Source organism: Pseudoxanthomonas suwonensis, from assembly GCF_010093235.1.
In the GTDB taxonomy this organism is placed as follows: Bacteria; Pseudomonadota; Gammaproteobacteria; order Xanthomonadales; family Xanthomonadaceae; genus Pseudoxanthomonas; species Pseudoxanthomonas suwonensis.
Genome location: NZ_PDWP01000037.1, coordinates 1 through 19,822, shown reverse-complemented (window position 1 = coordinate 19,822; position 19,822 = coordinate 1). Strand labels below are relative to the sequence as shown.

Below are 19,822 nucleotides of genomic sequence, written 5' to 3'. Positions count from 1 at the left end.
CTGTCTGTAGGGGGAGCTTTCCAGGCGGAGTTCCCAGCAACCAAGACGTAGTGGGGACCCTTGGGCCCCCGCAAACCGCCACCGGCACGCAGGGGGGAGGAAGGCGATTCCGCTTCCCCCGCCAGCCCCCCCCGGTGCCCTTTGCGCACCCCCAGCAGCCCCGGCGCGCCGGGGGGCCCGGGGCGGTCAACCCCCCGCCCCCTCCGGGCCGCCGCCCCCGGCTCGCCGGTCGGCGCCGCGAGCGGGGGGGACTGCCGGGGCCCGGGGGGCCGGAGCGCGGCGGTGATGCTCCGGGGGGAACCCGCCAGGTCCAGGTCGCGCAGGATCGTGCGCCCGCCGCGATCGAGGCGGACTCCCTGCAGGACGACGGCGTTGGCGGCGGGGGCAGGCATTGCGGGGTGCGTTTCCTTCGCGGATTGGGGGGAAGCACAAACCGGCGCATCTTGCGTCGAGAAGACTGAATCTTAACCTATCGATTGAACCGATCAGTACAGGAATTGTCCCGATCGTGGGCCGGACCATGCCATTCCGCATGCTTTGGCGCGCCAACCGGGCCGCTGCCGATCCACGCCGACGCCGCTCAGGCGACGGTCGACAGCTGCCGCAGCTGCTGCAGCGAACCCGGCTCGCCGGCGCGATCGAACAGGTGCCGCAGCTGGCGGTAGACCTGGTCCGCATAGCCCTGGTCGTTGAGCAGCGAGCCGGCCTCCAGGCCGCCGATCGCACCCGCGCGGACCTGCGCGAACAGCTGCTGGCGGAAGCGGGCGTGGAAAGCCTCCGCCTCCGCATCCAGTCGCGCCAGCTCCGCGGCCAGCACCTCGGGGTCGTCCTGCCCGTGCAGGGCATGCAGCGCCCGCAGCTGCCCGAACAGCCAGGCACGCAGGTCCAGGTAGGCGGCGCGCACCGGGCCATCGGGTCCGGCCAGGCGCCGCTGCAGGTTCTTCTGCAGGTGCTGGGCGCCCTTGACCGCGTTGACCATCTGCATCGCCGCCAGCTGGCTGCCGGACCAGAAGCGCTGGTGCTCCTCGTCCAGCGGCAGCTCCAGTCGGCTCATGAACGCCAGCAGGTCGCCGTACACGCCCTTGACCCGCTGCTGGTACAGCTGCCCGGCATCCACCGCCGGCGATGGCGCGCAGGAACCGTCCAGCAGCGCCGGGTCGGTCTCCGCTTCCGCCAGCCCACGCGCCGGCAGGCACAGCGCCTGGCAGATCACTTCCATGCACAGCTGGCCCAGGTGGCGCAGTTCCAGCGCCACCGCCGCCGCGGCCGCATCCACCGATTCCAGCGCCGGGCCGCTGAGGTGACGCGCATGCACGCGCTCGATCGCCGCGTCCGCTTCGTGCGCCTCGGGCATCGCCGGATCGGGGCGGTCCGGCAGCCAGCGCACCAGCCGGGCCTCCAGCTGCCGCTGCCAGGGCCAGAACAGGGCCACGCCGCCGGCGTTGAACAGGGTATGGAACAGGGCCAGCTGCAGCAGCGGGTTGCCGCCGAAGCCGGCGATGCCGGCGACCGTCCTGACCAGCCAGGTCAGCGGCGCCAGCAGGACCAGCGCCGCGGTCGCGGTGACGATGTTGAACAGCGCGTGCGCCAGGGCCAGGCGCTGGCCGCTGCGGTTGCCGCCGAGCATGCCGACGAAGGCGGTGCTGACGCTGCTGCCCACGTTCGAGCCCACCGCGATGGCCAGGCCCTGCTCCAGCTGCAGCTGGCCGCCACCCAGCGCGGCCAGGGTCAGCATCAGGGTGGCGTGGCTGGACTGCAGGACCACGGTCACCGCCAGTCCGGCCAGCACGAACAGCGCCGTCCCGGCCACGCCGCTGCCCTCCACCGAGGCCAGGTCCAGGCCGGCACCGGACTGGTCGAAACCCAGCTTGAGCTGGTCGATGCCCAGGAAGATGAAGGCCACGCCCAGCACCACCCGGCCTGCGGCCTTGCCCTTCGCGCCGGTGAAGCCGCCGAGCACGCCGAACACCAGCAGCGGCAGCGCCAGCGGCGACAGGCTGAGGTCCTGCCCGGCCAGGGCCAGCAGCCAGATGCCGCTGGTCGCGCCGAGGTTGGCGCCCAGGATCACCGAGATGCCGCCGGCCAGCTGGATCAGCCCCGAGCCGATGAAGGCGATGGTCAGCAGCGAGACCAGGGTGGTCGACTGCAGCAGCGCGGTGCCGCCCATGCCGAACAGCAGGCCGCGCACCGGCGTGCCGGTGCTGCGCGCCAGCAGCCGCTCCAGGCCGCCGCCGGCCAGCTGGCGCAGCCCTTCCTCCAGGCACTGCATGCCGAACAGGAACAGCGCCAGGCCCGCGCACAGCTGCAGCCAGCCGGCGCTGCGCCAGAAGCTCCAGCCCAGCAGCACCGCCAGCGACAGTGCGAACAAGGTTCCCAGCAGCGGCGGCAGCCGCATCGCGCGCATCCATTCCCCCTTGCGGCCATCCGCGTGGGGCGATTCTAGCCAGTGCGCACGCGCGTCTCGCCTGTTGCGATGCCGCTGCGGCAAGATGGCGCGATGCCCGAGCCCCGTTCCGCCGCCCAGCACGACTTCCGGCTGTACCACTCCAATTCGCTGGAAATCCTCGCCGGGATCCTTGCCCGGGTGCTGCGCGAGCCGGCGCCCGGGCAGTCCCTGCTGGCGCCGGAGATCGTGCTGATCCCGCAGGTGGCGATGCGCCGCTGGCTGCAGGCCACCCTCGCCGCCGAGCATGGCGTGGCCGCCAACATCGAATTCCTGACCCCGGGCGAGTTCGTCGGCCAGGCCCTGGCCGCCAACCTGCCCGGCGGGCCGGGCGACGACGAGCTGGACCTGGAGACCCTGCACTGGCACCTGTACGCGGCGCTGGGCGACCGCGCCCTGCTGCAGCAGCCGGCGCTGGCGCAGATCGCCGCGCACGTGGACGGGCCCGATCCGCTGCGCGCCTGGGCCCTGGCCGGCGAGCTGGCCAACGTCTTCAACAAGTACCAGGCCTGGCGCCGCGAATGGCTGCTGCGCTGGGAGGCCGGGGCCGATCCGGACGATCCGCAGGCCATCCTCTGGCGGCGCGTGGCCAGCGGCCGCTCGCATCGCGCGCGCCGCATCCAGCAGTACCTGGAGCGGTTCGAGCCGCTGGACGGACCGCTGCCGCAGGGCCTGCCGCCGCGGCTGTCGGCCTTCGCCACGCTCAACGTCTCGCCCGACGTGCTGCGGGTGATCGCCACCCAGGCGCGGGTCGGCGCGCTGCACCTGTTCGTGCCTTCGCCGGTGGCCGACTACTGGGGCGCCCTGCAGCGCCTGCGCCGCGGCGAGCCGCGCGGCGAATCCGGCGAGAACCCGCTGCTGCAGCGCTGGGGCGCGGCCGGCGCGGATTTCATGCAGCTGGTCGGCGGCTACGAGCTGGTCCACGCCTCGGCCGAGTTCAACGTCCACGCCGACCCGGGAGAAGGCGGCGGCGCCCTGCGGGACAGCCTGCTGCGCCGCCTGCAGGCCGACGTCTACCACCGCCGGCCCGTACCCGCCGCACCGTTGCGGGAGAACATCGACCGCACCGATCCCAGCCTGCAGCTGCACGCCTGCCACACCCGCCTGCGCGAACTGCAGGTGCTGGCCGACCAGCTGCGCGGGCTGTTCGACGATCCGCGCTTCGATCCGCCGCTGCAGCCGCGCGAGGTCGCGGTGCTGGCGCCGGACATCGATCCCTACCTGCCCTACCTGGAACCGGTCTTCGGCCGCCGCGGCGAGCCCGAAGCCATCCCCTACGCCCTGGCCGACGCCAGTCCGCTGGCCAATGAGCCGCTGGCGGGGGTGTTCCTGCGCCTGCTGGGGCTGCCGGTGTCGCGCTTCGGCCTGCACGAGGTGCTGGACCTGCTGGCCAGTCCCGCGGTGGCCGGGGCCAACGGCCTGGACGCGCCGGCCCTGGACCGCCTGCGCGTCTGGCTGGAGGCGGCCGGCGCGCGCTGGGGCATCGACGCCGCCCACCGTGCGCGCCTGGATGCGCCGGAGGACGACGCCTACACCTGGGCCTTCGCCCTGGACCGCCTGCTGCTGGGCCACGCTTCCGGCAGCGATGCGCCGATCGTGCTCGACGACGGCCGCGTGGTCGCGCCGCTGCCGGACCTGGAAGGCAGCGCGCTGGACGCGCTGGACACCCTGGTGCGCCTGCTGCGGGTGCTGGCGCGCAACGCCGGCATGCTGGCCGAGGCGATGCCGCCGGCGCAGTGGCGCGAACGCCTGCTCGACCTGCTCGCCGCCCTGCTGCCGAAGCCGCCCTCAAGCCCCTCGGCGCAGCGTGCGCTGGACCGCCTGCGCAGCCTGGTGGACGCCTTCGCCGCCAACGCGCGCCGCGCCGGCTTCGTCGCGCCGGTGCCGGCCGAGGCGGTGCGCGCGCATTTCGCCGCCGCGCTGTCGGAGGCCGACACCCGCGCCCCGCTGCTGACCGGCGGCGTCAGCGTGGCGCGCATGGTGCCGATGCGGCTGTTGCCGTTCCGGGTGATCTGCGTGCTGGGCATGAACGATGGCGAGTTCCCGCGCCGCGATCCGGCGGCCGGGCTCAACCGCCTGACTGCCGAGCTGGGCACGGAGAAGCGCCGGGTCGGTGACCGCTCCACCCGCGAGGACGACCGCTTCCTGTTCCTGCAGCTGCTGGCCGCGGCGCAGGACGTCTTCTACGTCAGCTGGATCGGCGCGGACCCGCGCGACGGCAGCGAGCGTGAACCCTCGGTGCTGGTGTCCGAGCTGCTCGAGGCGGCCGCCGCGCAGCATGCGCATGCGCCGGGGGACATCCCGAAGATCGCCGCAGAGCTGGTGGTGCGGCATCCGCTGCAGCCGTTCTCGCCGGAGGCCTTCGGCGCCGGCGGCGAGCCCCGCCGGTTCTCCTATCGCCGCGCCTGGCGCGATGCGGCGGCGCAGCCGTCGGCCCAACGCAGCGCGCTGGCGCCGTGGTTCGATGGCCATGCCCTGCCGCCGCCAGCGGACGCCGACGACATCGACCTGGCCACGGCGTTGCCGCTGGAATCGCTGCGCCGCTTCCTGCTCAATCCCTCGCGCGAGTTCCTGCGCCGCATGCGCGTGCGCCTGCCGGAAGTGGAGGCGCGCGGCGAGGACATCGAGCCGCTGGCCGCGCCCGGCGAGCCGCTGGAGCGCAGCCGCCTGCAGCGCGCGGTATTCGACGTGCTGCTGCACGGACAGGACGAGCAGGCGGCGCATGCCCTGCTGCGCGCCCGCGGCCTGCTGCCATCCGGCGCCCCGGGGCGCAGCGTCCTGCAGCGCCAGCTGCGCGCGCTTGAGCCGTGGCGCGAGGCCTTCGCCGGCTGGCGCGGCGATGCCTCGCCGCAGACCCTGGCGCTGGACGTGGAAATCGGCGGTGTGCGGGGGCACGGCCGCATCGGCGAGGTCTCCCCGGAAGGCATCGCCCGCCTGCGCTTCGGCAAGCCCAACGGGCCGGCGGCGATACGCGGCGGCCTGGACTGGCTGCTGGCCTGTGCCGCGGGCCATGCGCTGCCGCTGGTGCGCTTCCACGAGGCCGAGGATGGCAACGGCTTCGGCCCGTTCGTGACCGCGCCGGTGCCGGTGGTGCAGGCGCGCGCCGCGCTGGCGCGGCTGCTGGAGCTGCGTGCCGGGGGCCTGGCCGCGCCGCTGCCGTTCATGCCCTACAGCGGGTGGGAAATCCATGCCGGAGCGGACGACTACGCGCGCAGCGTGCCCAGGGCCCGCGCGCGCTGGCATGGCAACGGCCAGGGCTTCGCCGAGGGCGAGGACGCGGCAGTGCGCCTGGCCCTGCGCGGACGCGACCCGTTCGCCGATCCGCAGCTGCTGCAGCGATTCGTCGATGCGGCCAACACGGTCTACGCCGCCGTGGCCGAAGCGCGCGTGGTCCCGCCGGTGGATCCGGAGATCCTGCAGGGCCTGGCCGGCGAGCATGACGTGGAGGACGCCGCATGAGCGCCACCCAGGACGCCTTCCTCGGCCTCGACCTGCGCGGCGTACGCTCGATCGAGGCCTCCGCCGGCACCGGCAAGACCTTCACCCTGGCCACCCTGGTGGTGCGCCTGGTGCTGGAACGCGCGCTGCCGGTGGAACGCATCCTCGCCGTGACCTTCACCGAAGCGGCCACCCAGGAGCTGCGCGCCCGCGTGCGCCGGCGCCTGGTGCTGGCCGCGGACGTCGCCGCCGGCATCGTGCCGGGCGATGGCTCGCCCGACGCGGAACTGACCGCACGCCTGCTGCAGGCGCACCTGTCCGCCAGCGGCGAGCCGGCCGACGCGGTGGCGCGGCGCCTGCGCGCGGCCGCCGACGGCATCGACCAGGCCGCGGTGTTCACCATCCACGGCTTCTGCGCGCGCGTGCTGCGCGAGCACGCGCTGGAAAGCGGCCAGGGCTTCGATCCACCGGAGCTGCTGGGCAACGACCTGGCCCTGCGCGAGGCCGTGGCCGCCGACCTGTGGCGCGCCCACGCCCGCGATGCCGAAGGCGTGGCCGACCTGGAGGCGTTGTGGCCCGGCGGACCGCAGGCGCTGGCCGCGGACCTGCCTGCCCTGGTGCGCCAGCCACGGCTGCGGCCGCAGCCGGCGGACATGCCGCCGCAGGATCCGCAGCCCCGGCTCGATGCCGCCGCGCGCGCCCTGGTCGAAGCGGGCCTGGCCCACGGCGACGCGCTGCGCACCGCGCTGCTGGCCGCGGTCGAAGCCAAGGTGCTCAACGGCAACAGCTACAGGGCCGCGTGGATCGGCGAGCTGTTCGACCAGTTGCAGCGCTGGTGCCGCGCCGGACGCAGCGAGGTGCCGTTCGACCATCCCAAGCTGGCGCAGCTGCACCGCGCCACCCTGCTCAAGTGCACCAGCAAGGCCGGCGCCGGGAAGACGCCCGACTCGCCGCTGTGCGACGCGGTGCAGGCCTACGCCGAGGCGCTGGCCGCGGTCGAGGCCTTCCGCGAGGCGCGCCGCGTGGCCCTGCTGCACCGCCTGCGCGGGGACGCGCGGCGCAGGATGGCCACGCTCAAGCGCCAGCTGCGGGTGCAGACCTACGACGACCTGATCGACGATGTCGCCGCCGCGCTCGATGGCCCGCACGCGGATGCCCTGGCCCGGCGCCTGCGCGAGCAGTACGCCATCGCCCTGGTCGACGAGTTCCAGGACACCGACCCGCGCCAGTGGCGCATCTTCGACCGCGTGTTCGGCGCCGGCAGCGACGATCCGGCGCTGTTCCTGATCGGCGATCCCAAGCAGGCGATCTACCGCTTCCGCGGCGGCGACGTGGAGACCTACCTGGCCGCCTGCGCCACCGCCGAGGCCGCGCCGCCGCTGGCGCACAACTTCCGCTCGCGGCCCGCGGTGCTGGCGGCGGTCGCGGCGCTGTACGCGCAGGCCGGCGACCAGGCCTTCGTCGATCCGCGCATCGCGTTCCATCCGGTGCAGCCCGGGGGCCCGCGCGGCGATGACGACTTCCTGCGTGATGGCGAGCCGGCGCCGGCGCTGCCCCTGTGGCGGGCACCGCCGCCACCCGCCGACCCCAATGGCAAGCAGAAGCCCTGGCCGGCGGGACGCTCGCGCGAGCTGGCCACCGCGGCCTGCGTGGCCGCGATCCACGAGGTGCTCAGCCAGGCCCGTGCGGGCAAGGCGAAGATCGCCGGTCGCCCGGTGCGCCCGGGTGATATCGCCGTGCTGGGGCGCAAGCACCACGAGGCGACGCAGATCCGCCAGGCCCTGGCGAAAGTCGGCATTCCCGCGGTGGCCGCCGGCAACCTGAGCCTGTTCTGCACCAACGAGGCGCACGAACTGCTGGCCCTGCTGCAGGCGCTGCTGCATGGCGACGACGACGGCCGCCTGCGCGCCGCGCTGGCCACGGTGCTGGTCGGCCAGGACGCGCACCAGGTCGCCGGCCTGGATGCCGATGGCGAGGCCATGCGCCAGTGGCGCGCCACCGCGCTGGAATGGCGCGAGCGCCTGGACCACGGCGGCCCGCTGGCCCTGCTGGGCGGGCTGTGCGCGCAGCAGGCCACCCGGCTGCTGGCCCTGGTCGACGGCGAGCGCCGCCTGACCAACTACCTGCAGCTGGCCGAACACCTGCAGGAGGCGCGCCGCCAGGCCCTCGGCCTGCACGGCCTGGTCGACTGGCTGGAGCGCGCCATCGCCCAGGCCAGCAGCGACGACGAGAACCAGCTGCTGCGCCTGGAGTCGGACGCGCACCGGGTCCAGATCGTGACCCTGCACAAGAGCAAGGGCCTGGAATACCCGCTGGTGTTCCTGCCGTTCGTGGGCATTGGTGGCAAGCCGCGCGATCCGGGTCGCTGCGTCGTGGCGCTCGATCCCGCCGACGGCCAGCCGGTGCTGCATTGGAAGCTGCAGGCTGCCAGCAGTGGCTGGGATGCGGCGGCGAAGGCATGGAAGGACGGCGAGGCCGCCGAGGATGCGCGCCTGCTCTACGTCGGCCTGACCCGCGCGCGCGATGCGCTGTGGCTGGCCACCGGCGGGTTCTACAACCACGAGAAGACCGCGCTGTGGCCGATGGTGTCCGATCCGGCGGCGCTGGCCGCGGTCGCGCCCGGCGCCATCGTGCTCGATCGGCGCGTGCCGCCGGCGCAGCTGCCGTGGCTGCCGGCCGAGGCCGGGGATGCGGTGCCGCCGGCCCGCGAAGCCACGCGCGCGCTGGCCAGCGACTGGTGGGTCTACAGCTTCACCCAGCTGGCCAATGCCGACGGCGCGGGCGATACATCCAGTGCCGCGACCCAGCCGGCGCCGGGCGGCCGCGACGAGCCCGCGGCACCCGAAGCCGAGGCGCCGGCCGATGAGGCCTACGATCCGCGCTTCGGCGGTTCCCGCTTCGGCGTGGTGCTGCACGACGTGCTCGAGCACGCCGACTTCGGCGCCTGGCGCGACTGGCGCCCCGGCGACGAAGCGCCGGCTTCCGAACGCGAGCGCATTGCCGCCGCGCTTGGCAGCGGCGGCTACGCGGCCGACGAGATCGCCGATGGCATCGCCCTGCTGACCGCACTGGCCGGCCACACCCTGACCGTGCCGCTGCCCGAGGGCGTGCGCCTGGCCGAGCTGCCGCCGGCGCAGCGCCGGGCGGAGATCGAGTTCCAGTTCGCCCTCGCCCCGACCCGCACCGAGCGCCTGCTCGCCCTGCTCCACCGCCACGGCCTGCTGCGCGGGCGCAGTGGCTTCGGCGGGCGGCGCCGGCTGGAAGGCCTGATGACCGGCCTGATCGACCTGACCTACCTGCACGACGGACGCTGGTACGTGCTCGACTACAAGTCCAACCGCCTGCGTGGCTACGGCCCGGCGCAGATGGCCGAGGCCATGGAGCACAGCGAGTACCCGCTGCAGGCGCTGATCTACACCGTCGCCCTGCACCGCTGGCTGCGTTTCCGCCTGGGCGGCGCCTACGACTACGCGCGCGATTTCGGCGGCGTGCGCTACCTGTTCTGCCGTGGCCTGGACGCCACTGCCGCGCCGCAGGACGGCGTGCGCCCCGGCGTGCAGGCCTGGCGCTTCGAGCCGGCGCTGGTGGAGGCGGTGGATGCGCTGTTCGCCGGCCGCGAGCCGGCGGAGGTGGCGGCGTGAGGCGGCTGGAGACTCTGCGCCGCGAAGGCGTGCTGCGCACGCTGGACCATGCGCTGGCGCTGGGCCTGCGCCGGCTCGATCCGCAGACGACGGACGAGGTCGTCCTCGCTGCCGCCCTGGCCTCGCTGGCGGTAGCGGCCGGCCACGCCGGCTTCCGTATCGACCGCCCGCGCGACCTGGTCGAGCTGGACCTGGACTGGCCCGATCCGGCGCAGTGGCAGGCCGCGCTCGCGGCCTCCCGCTGGGTGGCCTGTCCCGCTGCGGGCGACGCGGAAACCCCGGGCGACACGCCGCTGGTGCTGGAGCACGGCCTGCTCTACCTGCGCCGCTACCGCGAGTACGAACGCCGCCTGGCCGCCGGCCTGCACCGGATCGGCAGCGGCGCGGACGAAGCCGAAGGCATCGACGCGCTGGCGCCGCTGTTCACGCGCCTGTTCCCGCAGGCGGCCGGGGGCGGCGACCGCCAGGCGCGCGCGGCCGCGGTCGCCCTGCTCCACCGCCTACTGCTGGTCACCGGCGGCCCCGGCACCGGCAAGACCACCACCATCGCGCGCCTGCTGGTGCTGCTGGCCGCGCGCGCCGCGGCCGCCGGCCAGCCGGCGCCGCGCATCGCCCTGGCCGCCCCCACCGGCCGTGCCGCCGAGCGCATGGCCGAGAGCCTGCGCCGCGCCGCGCAGCTACTGGCGGCCGAAGGCATCGCGCCGGAACTGCTGGCGCCGCTGGCCACCGGCGGCCGCACCCTGCACCGCCTGCTGGGCACGATTCCCGACTCGCCCGGCTTCCGCCACCACGCCGGCAATCCACTGGAAGTGGACGTCGTCGTCGTGGACGAGGCCTCGATGATCGACCTGCCGCTGATGGCCAAGCTGGTCGAGGCCGTGCCCGATGGCGCGCGCCTGGTGCTGCTGGGCGATCCGGACCAGCTGCCTTCGGTGGAAGCCGGCGACGTGCTCAGTGGCATCCTCGCCGCAGCCGGCGACGGCCTGCATCTGTCCGCCTCCGATGCGCGCGCGCTGCAGCCGCTGCTGGGCGAGGTCGAGGCATCGGCGACCGCGCCGGACGAAGCGGCGCCCTTCCCCGCCCGCCACGTGCACCTGGTGCGCGGCTGGCGCCAGTCGGCCGCGCTGGACCTGGCGCCGCTGGCCGCGGCGGTGCGCACCGGCGATGGCGCGCATGCCCTCGAGCTGCTGCGCGACGGCAGGCTCGATGGCGTGCACTACCACCCCGATGCCGGCGAGCTGCTGCAGGATCCGTCGCGCCGCGACCATTTCCTCGCCCACTGGACCGCGCTGGCCGAGGCGCCCTCGCCCGCCGCCGCGCTGGCCCTGGCCGGGCGCATGCGCATCCTCACCGCGGTGCGCGAAGGCGCGCAGGGCGCGCGCGGGCTTAACGCGCGGATCGAGGCCCTGCTGGCCGAACGCCTGGCCCAGCACCAGCCGCGTAGCCGCAGCGACGGCTTCTTCCACGGCCGCCTGCTGCTGGTCACCGAGAACAACTACCGCCACCGCCTGTTCAACGGCGACATCGGCATCTGCCTGCGCGACGAGCGCGGCCAGCTGGTGGCGTGGTTCCCCGGCGAGACGGCCGACGCGCCGCGCGCGTTCCATCCGGCCACCCTGCCCGCCCACGACAGCGCGTTCGCCATGACCGTGCACAAGGCGCAGGGCTCGGAGTTCGACGAGGTGTGGCTGGTGCTGCCGGCCAGGGACAGCCGCGTGCTTTCGCGCGAACTGGTCTACACCGGCCTGACCCGCGCCCGCGATGCGCTGCACCTGTGCGCCGATCCGGCGATCCTGGCCACTGCGCTGTCGCGGCATGTCAGCCGCACCTCGGGCCTGGCCTGGCGACTCGGCGCGGAAGGCTGAACGCGGCAGGATAGGCCAGGCAGCAGCCCCAGCGCACCGCCGGGGACCAGGCTGGCAGGGCTGCCGCTTCGGCCAGCGGCAGGCCCGGCACGGGGCCCGCGCAAGGCAACATGATCCCATGCATCGTTCCTCCGAGAGCGACGCCGTCGTGGCAGACCTGCATGTCGCCGGGAGGACGTGCGCGCCCCGGCGAGTCCTGATGCGCCCTGCACGCGCCCCATGCTGGCATGCCTGTTGGACGGGCGGACGCGAGGGCAGGGCCATGCAGCCATACCGGGGCAGCGACGGGGATTCGGGCATCGTGGCCTACGAATGCGGACCGGACTGGATCGAGGTCCGCTTCCGCCGCGGTGGCACCTACCGTTATGACGCGCGCCATCCCGGCGTCGACCACGTGCTGGAGATGCAGCGCCTGGCCGAGGCAGGCGACGGGCTGAATACCTATATCAACCGGTTCGTGCGCGATGACTACTCGGCCCGGGAATCGCTCGATCCGTAGCCCGACGGGCCGGAGCGCCCTGGCACCCGGCCCGTCGGGCCGCCCGGGGGCGGACGGGCGGATGTATGCGCGCGGTGAAAATTAAGAAAAAACCGATACCCTTGGCGCCGCAATAGCGCGATGCTCGTCACACACGCAGCGGCTTCCACGTCCCAGTTGCGGAACTTGGGACGGCTGGAGGACCGCGGTGCGCGTCAGGGGAAACAGCCATGCCGCACCTGATCTCGTCGCTCCTCTGCCTCCTGGGCTTCCATCGCTACGACCGGCCCACCCGCGATGGCGGCATGCGCTGCCGCTGCTGCCGGCGGGTGCGCTACCTGGTGATCTGGTAGCGCGCGCCTGCTCAGCGCATCAGCTCCGCCAGCGCCCAGGTATCGAGGAAGGCCACCACGCGCACGATGCGCCCGTCGCGCAGCTGCATGTGCCAGGCATAGCGGTTGCGGTAGGGCTGGCCGTCGCGGGCGGTGGCCTCGCCGGACCAGACCACGACGACCGCGTCGTCCTGCGCCAGCACATGCTCGACGGTAGGCACGATCGGCGTGGCCAGGCGGGCGCTGATCGGCGCGACCGCCCGTTCCAGGAAGTCGGCGCGCGAGTGGTAGACGCCCGATACCGGGCTGTTGCCGGCCACGGTCCACACCACGTCCTCGTGGAGCAGGTCGAAGACGCTGCCACGGCCGGCGCGCCAGGCCGCGAAGGCCTCGCGCACCAGCGCGGCGTTGCCGGCGGTGCCCGCCGACGGTGTGGCGGTTGCCAACGGCGGCAGCGCCAGCGCCAGGACAAGCGCGCAGCAGGCAGCCAGGCGCCAGGGCAGGGGACGGACGTGCATGGCATTCCTCCTTCATGGGGCGTCAGGCCGGATGCGCGACCGGGCGCACCACGATGTCGCTGGTGTCCACGTCGTCCGGCTGGCCGATGGCGTGGGCGATGGCGTTGGCGATCGCCTCCGGCTTGAGCGCCACCTTGCGGAACTCGGCGATGGCCGCGGCCGTGTCCTCGTGGGTGATGGCCGATGCAAGCTCCGATTCCACCACGCCCGGGTAGACGCAGGTGACGCGGATGCGGTCGTTCTCCCGGCGCAGGCCGTCGGAGATCGCGCGCACCGCGAACTTGGTCGCGCAGTACACCGCCGCCGTGGGCATCGCGTACAGCCCGCCGATGGAGGAGACGTTGATGACATGGCCGCTGCCCTGGGCCTGCATGGTCGGGAGTACCGCGGCGATGCCATGCAGGACCCCGCGCACGTTGACGTCGAGCATGGCGTCCCATTCGTCGACCTTCAGCGCCGACATCGGCGCCAGCGGCATGATCCCGGCGTTGTTGACGATCACGTCGATGCGCCCGAACCGCTGCAATGCGTGGTCGGCGAAGGCCTGCACGCTGGCGCGGTCGGTCACGTCCAGCGCGCAGGCGCTTGCGGTCCCGCCGTCGGCGCGGATCGCCTCCACCAGTTGCTGCAGGCGCTCCAGGCGGCGCGCGCCCGGCACCACGTGCGCGCCGCGGGCGGCGAGCACGCGTGCGGTGGCCTGGCCGATGCCGCTGCTGGCGCCGGTGATGAGCACGACCTTGCCCTGGATCCTGTCGTCCATCGGGAAACTCCGGTTGTGGGGAAGGGAAGGGGGCCTCAGTCGACCTCTGCAGCCGGCGTGGCCGGCGCGCGGCGCAGGACCATGCCACCGTGGTGCAGCACGCCGTTGATGAACTCGCCGTCGGCGGTGAAGCCGGTGTCGTCCACGTAGTGGATGTGGTTGCCACTGAGGGTGTAGCGCCCCTGGTAGGCACTGCGCCGGTGGCCGCGGGCCTCGTCGTAGCGTCCGTCGGCGCGCAGCTCGTGGCGGATGTAGCCGTCGTCGGTCACCCACATGCCCACGTACGGGTGCGAAACAGGTGCGGAGGCGTCGTGGCTGCCGGTGGACGATGCCGATCCGGCGGGGGCGCCGGGCGCGGGTCCGGACTGCGGGCGCACGCCGGCGGGCGCCGCGCCGGTGGCGATGGCTCCGGCCAGCAGGGTCGCGGTCGGGAGGACGGGATGGAAAGCGGGGGAGGGGGAGCGGGCCATCGGGGTTCTCCGTCGGGGGTGGAACCAACCTAGGCCCCCCTGGCTGTCCAGGGAATTCCCTCTCTGCTGGACGCAGTGGTTAGACTGGCTAACCAATCCGTGCGGAGCGTGCCGTGGAGCTGGATCTGAACCTGCTGCGCCTGTTCAAGGCAGTGGCCGAATCGCACAACTTCCGCGCCGCCGCCGACCGCCTGGGCGTCACCCGCTCGGCGGTCAGCCAGGGCGTGCGCAAGCTCGAGGACAGCCTCGGCCAGGCGCTGGTGCAGCGCTCCACCCGAAGCGTGCGCCTGACCGAAGCCGGCGAGCGCCTGCACCGGCAGGTGGCCGGCGCCCTGTCCATGCTTTCGGCGGCGTGGGACGAAGCCGGGGGCGACGACACGCCGCGCGGGTTGCTGAGGATCGCCGCCACCTCGATCGCCGAGCCGTTCCTGTCCGGGCCGCTGGTGGCCTCGTTCGCCCGGGCCTACCCCGGCATCACCCTGGACGTGACCGTGACCGACGAGGAGTTCGACATCGTCGCCGCCGGCTTCGATGCGGGCGTGCGCCTGGGCGAGGTGATCGAGCAGGACATGGTCGCGGTGCCGCTGGGCGGGCCGCAGCGCGAGCTGGCGGGGGCGTCCCCGGCCTACATCGCGGCCGGCGGCGCGCCGGCGCATCCGCGCGAGCTGGTCGGGCACCGCTGCATCGGCTGGCGCCGACGCCCTGAAGTCGCGCCGCACCGATGGGAGTTCGTCGAGGAGGGACGGCCCTTCGACGTGCAGGTCGAGCCGCAGGTCCCCACCAACGACCTGTCGCTGATGATCAGCGCCGCCCTGGCCGGCGGCGGCATCACCTTCGGCATCGAGGCCTGTTTCCGCCCCTGGCTCGACCGCGGCGAGCTGGTGCCGCTGCTGCAGGACTACCTGCCGCCATTCCCCGGCTTCTTCCTGTACTTCCCCGGCCGCCGCAACACGCCGCCGAAGCTGCGCGCGCTGGTCGAGCACGTGCGCGCCTCCAACGGACGGGGCTGATCGGCCAGCCGGGGCATGCCGGGCCATGGCCGGCGCCGGCCCCAACCTTAGGCACCCTCACCCGGTGTCCTTTGCAACTATGCTCGGGGATGCATCCGCGCGTGCAACCCGAATGGAGAATGCCTTGAAGAAGACCCTGCTCACCGCCGCGACCCTGGTCGCCCTCGGCCTGGCGGCCCACGCCAGTGCCCACGACGCCCACGCCTGCGTGGACAGCGCCTGCACCATGCAGCTCCTGTACGCCAGCGACGACGCCGGCGGCGGCGCCGCGATCCCCGCCACCCGCTTCGGCACCTGGGGCTTCGATACCGCCGGCATGGACACCAGCGTGAAGCCGGGCGTCGACTTCTTCGCCTACGCCAGCGGCAACTGGGCCAGGTCCACCCAGATCCCGGCCGACCAGTCCAGCTACGGCGCGTTCCGCGCGCTGCGCGACCTGTCCGAGACGCGCGTGCACAAGCTGCTGGAGAGCTACGCGCTGGGCGATCCGGCCACCGGCGGCGACGCCGCCAAGATCGCCGCGGTCTACCACGGCTTCATGGACCAGGCGACCATCGAGACGCTCGATGCCGCCCCGCTGCAGCCGGTGCTGGAGCGCGTGCGAAAGGCCGGCACGCACGAGGACCTGGCCCGCCTGATGGGCGCGCACGACACCTTCAACGTGACCCTGTTCGGCCTGGGCGTGTCCGACGACCAGCGCGACCCGGAGCACTACACCCTCTACATGAACCAGTCCGGCCTGGGCCTGGGCGACCGCGAGCTGTACCTGCGCGAGAACTTCGCGCCGCAGCGCGAGCGCTACGTCGCCTACATCGCCCAGCTGCTGGAGCTGGGCGGCTGGAACGACCCTCAGGCCGCCGCCAGGGCGGTGATGGCGTTCGAGACCAAGGTCGCCGAGGCCCACTGGACCCGCGCCGAGAGCCGCGACCGCGACAAGACCTACAACCCGGTGCCGTTCGAGCGCTTCGACGCCTACGCCCCCGGCTTCCCCTGGGCCGAGTACTTCAAGGCCGCCGGCGTCGACCATGGCAGCGTCGCGGTGGTGCGCCAGAGCACCGCGATCCCGAAGCTGGCGAAGATCTTCGCCGACGCCGACATCGCCACCCTGCAGGCCTGGCAGGCGTTCCACGCCATCGACGATGCCGCGCCGCTGCTGTCGTCGCGCTTCGCCAACGCCCACTTCGAGTTCCGCGACAAGTTCATGAACGGCCAGCTCGAGCAGCGCGAGCGCTGGAAGCGCGCCGTGGCCCTGGTCGAGGGCACCCTCGGCGAGGCCGTGGGCCGCGACTACGTCAAGCTGTACTTCACCGCCGACGCCAAGGCCAAGATGGATGCGCTGGTGGCCAACGTGAAGGCGGCCATGGGCGCGCGCCTGGACGCGCTGGAGTGGATGAGCCCGGCCACCAAGGCCGAGGCCCACGCCAAGCTCAAGGGTTTCGGCCTGAAGATCGGCCATCCGGAGAAGTGGCGCGACTACAGCGGCCTGCGCATCGCCAACGGCGACGTCGTCGGCAACGTGCTGCGCTCGCAGCAGTTCGAGTGGGACTACCGCCGCGCCCGCCTGGGCAAGAATGTGGACAAGGACGAGTGGGGCATGACCCCGCAGACCGTCAACGCCTACTACAACTCGGTCAAGAACGAGATCGTGTTCCCGGCCGCGATCCTGCAGCCGCCGTTCTTCGACCCGGATGCCGATCCGGCGGTGAACTACGGCGGCATCGGCGGCGTGATCGGCCACGAGATCATCCACGGCTTCGACGACCAGGGCCGCAAGTCCGATGGCGCCGGCCTGCTGCGCAACTGGTGGACCGCCGAGGACGCGGCCAAGTTCGAGGCGCAGGCGGCGAAGCTGGGCGCGCAGTACGAGGCCTACGAGTTCCCGCAGCTGCCGGGCCTGCACATCAACGGCAAGCAGACCATGGGCGAGAACATCGGCGACCTCGGTGGCCTGACCATCGCCCTGGAGGCCTACCGCCGCTCGCTGGGCGGCAAGCCGGCGCCGGTGATCGACGGCTTCACCGGCGAGCAGCGCTTCTTCCTGGGTTGGGCCCAGGTGTGGCGCACCCTGTGGCGCGACGGCGCGCTGCGCCAGCAGCTGGTGAGCAACTCGCACTCGCCGGGCGACATCCGCGCCTTCGCCCCGCTGCGCAACATCGACGCCTGGTACGACGCCTTCGGCGTCAAGGAAGGCGATCCGCTCTACATCAAGCCGGAAGACCGCGTGCGGATCTGGTGAAAGCATCCGCGTGACGCCTTAGAGCGGGCCCCTCAAGGGGGTCCGCTCTACGTCTCCATGTTCCCAAAGGCGTGGGCGTAATTCCTCCAGATGGCACTACCCGACCTGCCTATACACCCTCTCTCCAAAATCCACTTGAGGAATGTCGAACACCCGGTGGACTGCATGAATCAAACCGACAACCTCGTCCTCAATTAGAAAGTAATCAAGCCTGGGAAGGGAATTAAGGTGAATGCCAACTTCCTTGAAAAGGGGGATGAGCAGGCTCTGATGCTTGTAGTGGTTAAATCTGTTCTTTACTGGTCCGAGGCGCGCGTCCGCATCCCTCATGGCTTGCGCGATTCTGTTCATCGCCTCTAGGTACTGCTCGTTGGCCTGAATTCCGTTCTGGTAGTTGCTCGTAAATATTTTGTAGTACCAAGTTGTTACATCTACCGAAGAGACATTGATCCGCGCACAACGGCCGATCTCGTCTGTCACATAGTCTCTGAAAGATTTGAATCGCGCCGCATGGAGCTGTAGAGCCAACGATTCGGCCTGCTTCTCTAGTGACTTTGCCTGGAGCTCTGCTGACGCTGCCGTTTGCTGTACTAGGGCTGCATTGGTCAAGTAGACGCGCAATGCAACCACAAGGCTAAGTACGGTCGCAAAGCCAACGAGGAAGTTCCCTAGAAGCGTTAATGATTCTACTGGCGCAGCGAATAGTTTCCCTGCCTCGTCAAGACAGTCTTTGCTAAGACAGAAGCTGCGTCCCTCCGCCCGGGCATCAAGTATCACTACAAAGGTAGAAAATAAAAGAAAGAGCTTCAGTAGGACGGCCGCGGTCCCTCCGGCCAATATAACCAATCGCTGGATTCTATAAAGATTACTCAGGGTTTTCCCACTTAGAATAAAGCCACTATTCATGGCTAAAAATCCTGATGTGGGAGATGCGGTTCTTCAGCTCCGCCGCCTCATGTAAATAGGTTCGACGCAACAAGTTAAGCCGCTCTCTCAACCTGAAAAGATCTCGCTTAAAGAAGTAGCCATCAGTCGCGCCCGGGACCTTAAAGCGTGCTAGTAGGCGTTCTGCTACTTTCTTGCACCAAGCTAAGTCGCGATGTGATGGTAGGGGTCGGATTCGCCGAAGCCGGTTGACGTAAGAGGCGTGGGCTACGCGTTTAAGGCGGGAAAGTTTGTTTACCCGACCTTGGCAGGTATTAAACATCCTCCGATATGCGTTATATGTCCGGAATCCGGGATCGGTAACGAAGTTCTCAAGAGCTCTTACTGAAGCGCGAATGCGCTTGTACTCCTGTGCAGGCATCCTAGGCACAGAGTGCTCAACTGCAAGCCCATGAACTACTAAGGGATTTATGCCTGACCTGAGGGTTAAAGTCTTCTTCTCGTTTCGGCTAAGGTTTTTATCGATAAGCATTCCATCGACGAGCCGAAGCGCAAGAGAAAAGTCTTGCGCGTGCTTTCGTGAAGAAATCGTAATGTCGTCCACGTACCGAGTGTAGCGCAGTCCCTTTTGATGTAATCTTCTTACAAGTCGGTGTTCAACGTCCCAGAAAGCCAGATTGGCCAAGTAACTGGAAGTTGGTGCGCCTTGGGGAAGGCGTCCTTTTAGGCAGCAAACGTTGCAAAGGGCTTCGACTACTTCTGGAGGATACTTAAGGAACTTCTCAAATACGTCACTAACAACGTCATGTTCGACGTTGTCAAAGAAATCTGAAATATCTACCTTCAGTATGCTTTTAGACCCTGCGTGAACTGCGGCGCAGGCAATGTAGTCGCGACCAACTACTTCTTCGGCATCTGCTGAGGAGCTTGGAACAGAGCCAAATATGTATTTTGGCCAGCGAATTATTTTTGTATTTCCTAGTATTCGTTTATTTATTTTCCGCTGGATCCTGCGGAATTTCCAGTTCGGAACGAACACCGTTCGATGTCCGCCGGAAGACTTCTCTATCTTCTTCTTCTTGAATCTTGCGTCAGCTGGCCAGGTTAAAAGCTCATCTAGCTCCGATTCCTCTATCGAAAGTGTTCGACATAGGGATCTAACGGAACCTATCGAGTGCCTCGCAATTTTTTGCACACCCTTTCCGGGTAGCATAGCGGCCCCTGAAAAATAGGTGTGGATCAAGCCCACCAGCCAGGCTGGTTTTATTACACGCAAGCGCTAGATACACCGGAAGGTTCAGCAACTGCCGCCGCGTGCTGGCTTGATCCACCTTCGGAAGAGCACCTCCGGCTTCATGGAGGGCGGCGAAACCGCATGCTCCCCTTATGCCTAGCTCTTCGCTAAGCGCGCACCACTAGAGAAACGTGGCACGCGTGCACTGAACCCCTTTCCCTCGGCTGCACTAGTCAAGCGATTCGCTTGAGCGGCTTCGTATATATGAGAAATCTGCTCCTCGTGCAACTGGCTTATGGCACGGCTAGTTCTCTTGGCGTTGATTGGGCGAGTCTGGAGCGCCGTAGTGATGATGGAGCTTGGCGCGCGGTTATCGTTCTTCCGGCGACGTCCCCCCATCTTTGAGTAGCAGGTCGATTTGGAGTCCAATCCCCAACCAGACGGAGATTGGACGTGAAGAAGCGCTTTTCCGAAGAGCAGATCATCGGCTTCCTGCGTGAAGCCGAAGCTGG

At 70.4% G+C, this 19,822-nt stretch carries 13 protein-coding genes; 7 read left to right on the top strand and 6 right to left on the bottom strand.

From position 1 onward, the window contains the following. Positions 1-580 precede the first annotated feature (580 nt). Complete coding sequence (locus CSC68_RS14615) at positions 581-2,404, bottom strand: Na/Pi cotransporter family protein (RefSeq protein ID WP_162204341.1); 1,824 nt, start codon at positions 2,402-2,404, stop codon at positions 581-583. 93 nt (positions 2,405-2,497) lie between these two features. On the opposite strand from CSC68_RS14615, the gene recC reads away from it, so the two are divergent. The 5 genes from recC to CSC68_RS16065 all read left to right on the top strand — a co-directional run bounded on the left by recC (position 2,498) and on the right by CSC68_RS16065 (position 12,218). Beyond that, the gene (gene recC / locus CSC68_RS14610) at positions 2,498-5,902 is read left to right on the top strand and encodes an exodeoxyribonuclease V subunit gamma (protein WP_162204340.1); all 3,405 of its coding nucleotides are present in this window, start codon (positions 2,498-2,500) and stop codon (positions 5,900-5,902) included. After that, a complete protein-coding gene (locus CSC68_RS14605) occupies positions 5,899-9,522 on the top strand; it encodes a UvrD-helicase domain-containing protein (RefSeq protein WP_162204339.1) in 3,624 nt (1,207 codons plus the stop codon). The genes recC and CSC68_RS14605 overlap by 4 nt, the downstream gene beginning before the upstream one ends. Then, on the top strand, positions 9,519-11,387 hold the full coding sequence (gene recD / locus CSC68_RS14600; protein WP_162204338.1) for an exodeoxyribonuclease V subunit alpha: 1,869 nt from the start codon (positions 9,519-9,521) through the stop codon (positions 11,385-11,387). Before CSC68_RS14605 ends, recD begins: the two co-directional genes overlap by 4 nt. A gap of 262 nt (positions 11,388-11,649) precedes the next feature. Continuing rightward, a complete protein-coding gene (locus tag CSC68_RS14595) occupies positions 11,650-11,886 on the top strand; it encodes a hypothetical protein (protein ID WP_162204337.1) in 237 nt (78 codons plus the stop codon). A gap of 209 nt (positions 11,887-12,095) precedes the next feature. Next, on the top strand, positions 12,096-12,218 hold the full coding sequence (locus CSC68_RS16065) for a hypothetical protein (protein WP_281353883.1): 123 nt from the start codon (positions 12,096-12,098) through the stop codon (positions 12,216-12,218). Positions 12,219-12,229: 11 nt separating this feature from the next. On the opposite strand, the gene CSC68_RS14590 is transcribed toward CSC68_RS16065, so the two are convergent. From CSC68_RS14590 to CSC68_RS16095, 3 genes are read right to left on the bottom strand one after another with little or no spacing between them, the layout of a single operon-like run. Next, positions 12,230-12,715 carry a nuclear transport factor 2 family protein gene (locus tag CSC68_RS14590; protein WP_162204336.1) on the bottom strand — a complete coding sequence of 162 codons (486 nt, stop codon included), beginning with the start codon at positions 12,713-12,715 and terminating at the stop codon, positions 12,230-12,232. 22 nt (positions 12,716-12,737) lie between these two features. Next, positions 12,738-13,475, bottom strand: coding sequence for an SDR family oxidoreductase (locus tag CSC68_RS14585; protein WP_162204335.1), 738 nt, complete (start codon positions 13,473-13,475; stop codon positions 12,738-12,740). 35 nt (positions 13,476-13,510) lie between these two features. Further along, positions 13,511-13,945, bottom strand: coding sequence for an Atu4866 domain-containing protein (locus CSC68_RS16095; RefSeq protein ID WP_170296357.1), 435 nt, complete (start codon positions 13,943-13,945; stop codon positions 13,511-13,513). Positions 13,946-14,058: 113 nt separating this feature from the next. Here CSC68_RS16095 and CSC68_RS14575 point away from each other — a divergent pair, with 113 nt between their 5' ends. Then, positions 14,059-14,955: a LysR family transcriptional regulator gene (locus tag CSC68_RS14575; protein ID WP_162204334.1), complete on the top strand. Its 897-nt coding sequence runs from the start codon at positions 14,059-14,061 to the stop codon at positions 14,953-14,955. A gap of 124 nt (positions 14,956-15,079) precedes the next feature. Then, positions 15,080-17,191, top strand: coding sequence for a M13 family metallopeptidase (locus tag CSC68_RS14570; RefSeq protein WP_246193606.1), 2,112 nt, complete (start codon positions 15,080-15,082; stop codon positions 17,189-17,191). Positions 17,192-17,287: 96 nt separating this feature from the next. Here the strand turns inward: CSC68_RS14570 and CSC68_RS14565 are convergent, their stop codons facing one another. Beyond that, positions 17,288-18,097: a retron Ec48 family effector membrane protein gene (locus tag CSC68_RS14565; protein WP_162204332.1), complete on the bottom strand. Its 810-nt coding sequence runs from the start codon at positions 18,095-18,097 to the stop codon at positions 17,288-17,290. Beyond that, on the bottom strand, positions 18,090-19,319 hold the full coding sequence (locus CSC68_RS14560) for a reverse transcriptase family protein (protein WP_162204331.1): 1,230 nt from the start codon (positions 19,317-19,319) through the stop codon (positions 18,090-18,092). Before CSC68_RS14560 ends, CSC68_RS14565 begins: the two co-directional genes overlap by 8 nt. Positions 19,320-19,822: the final 503 nt, after the last annotated feature.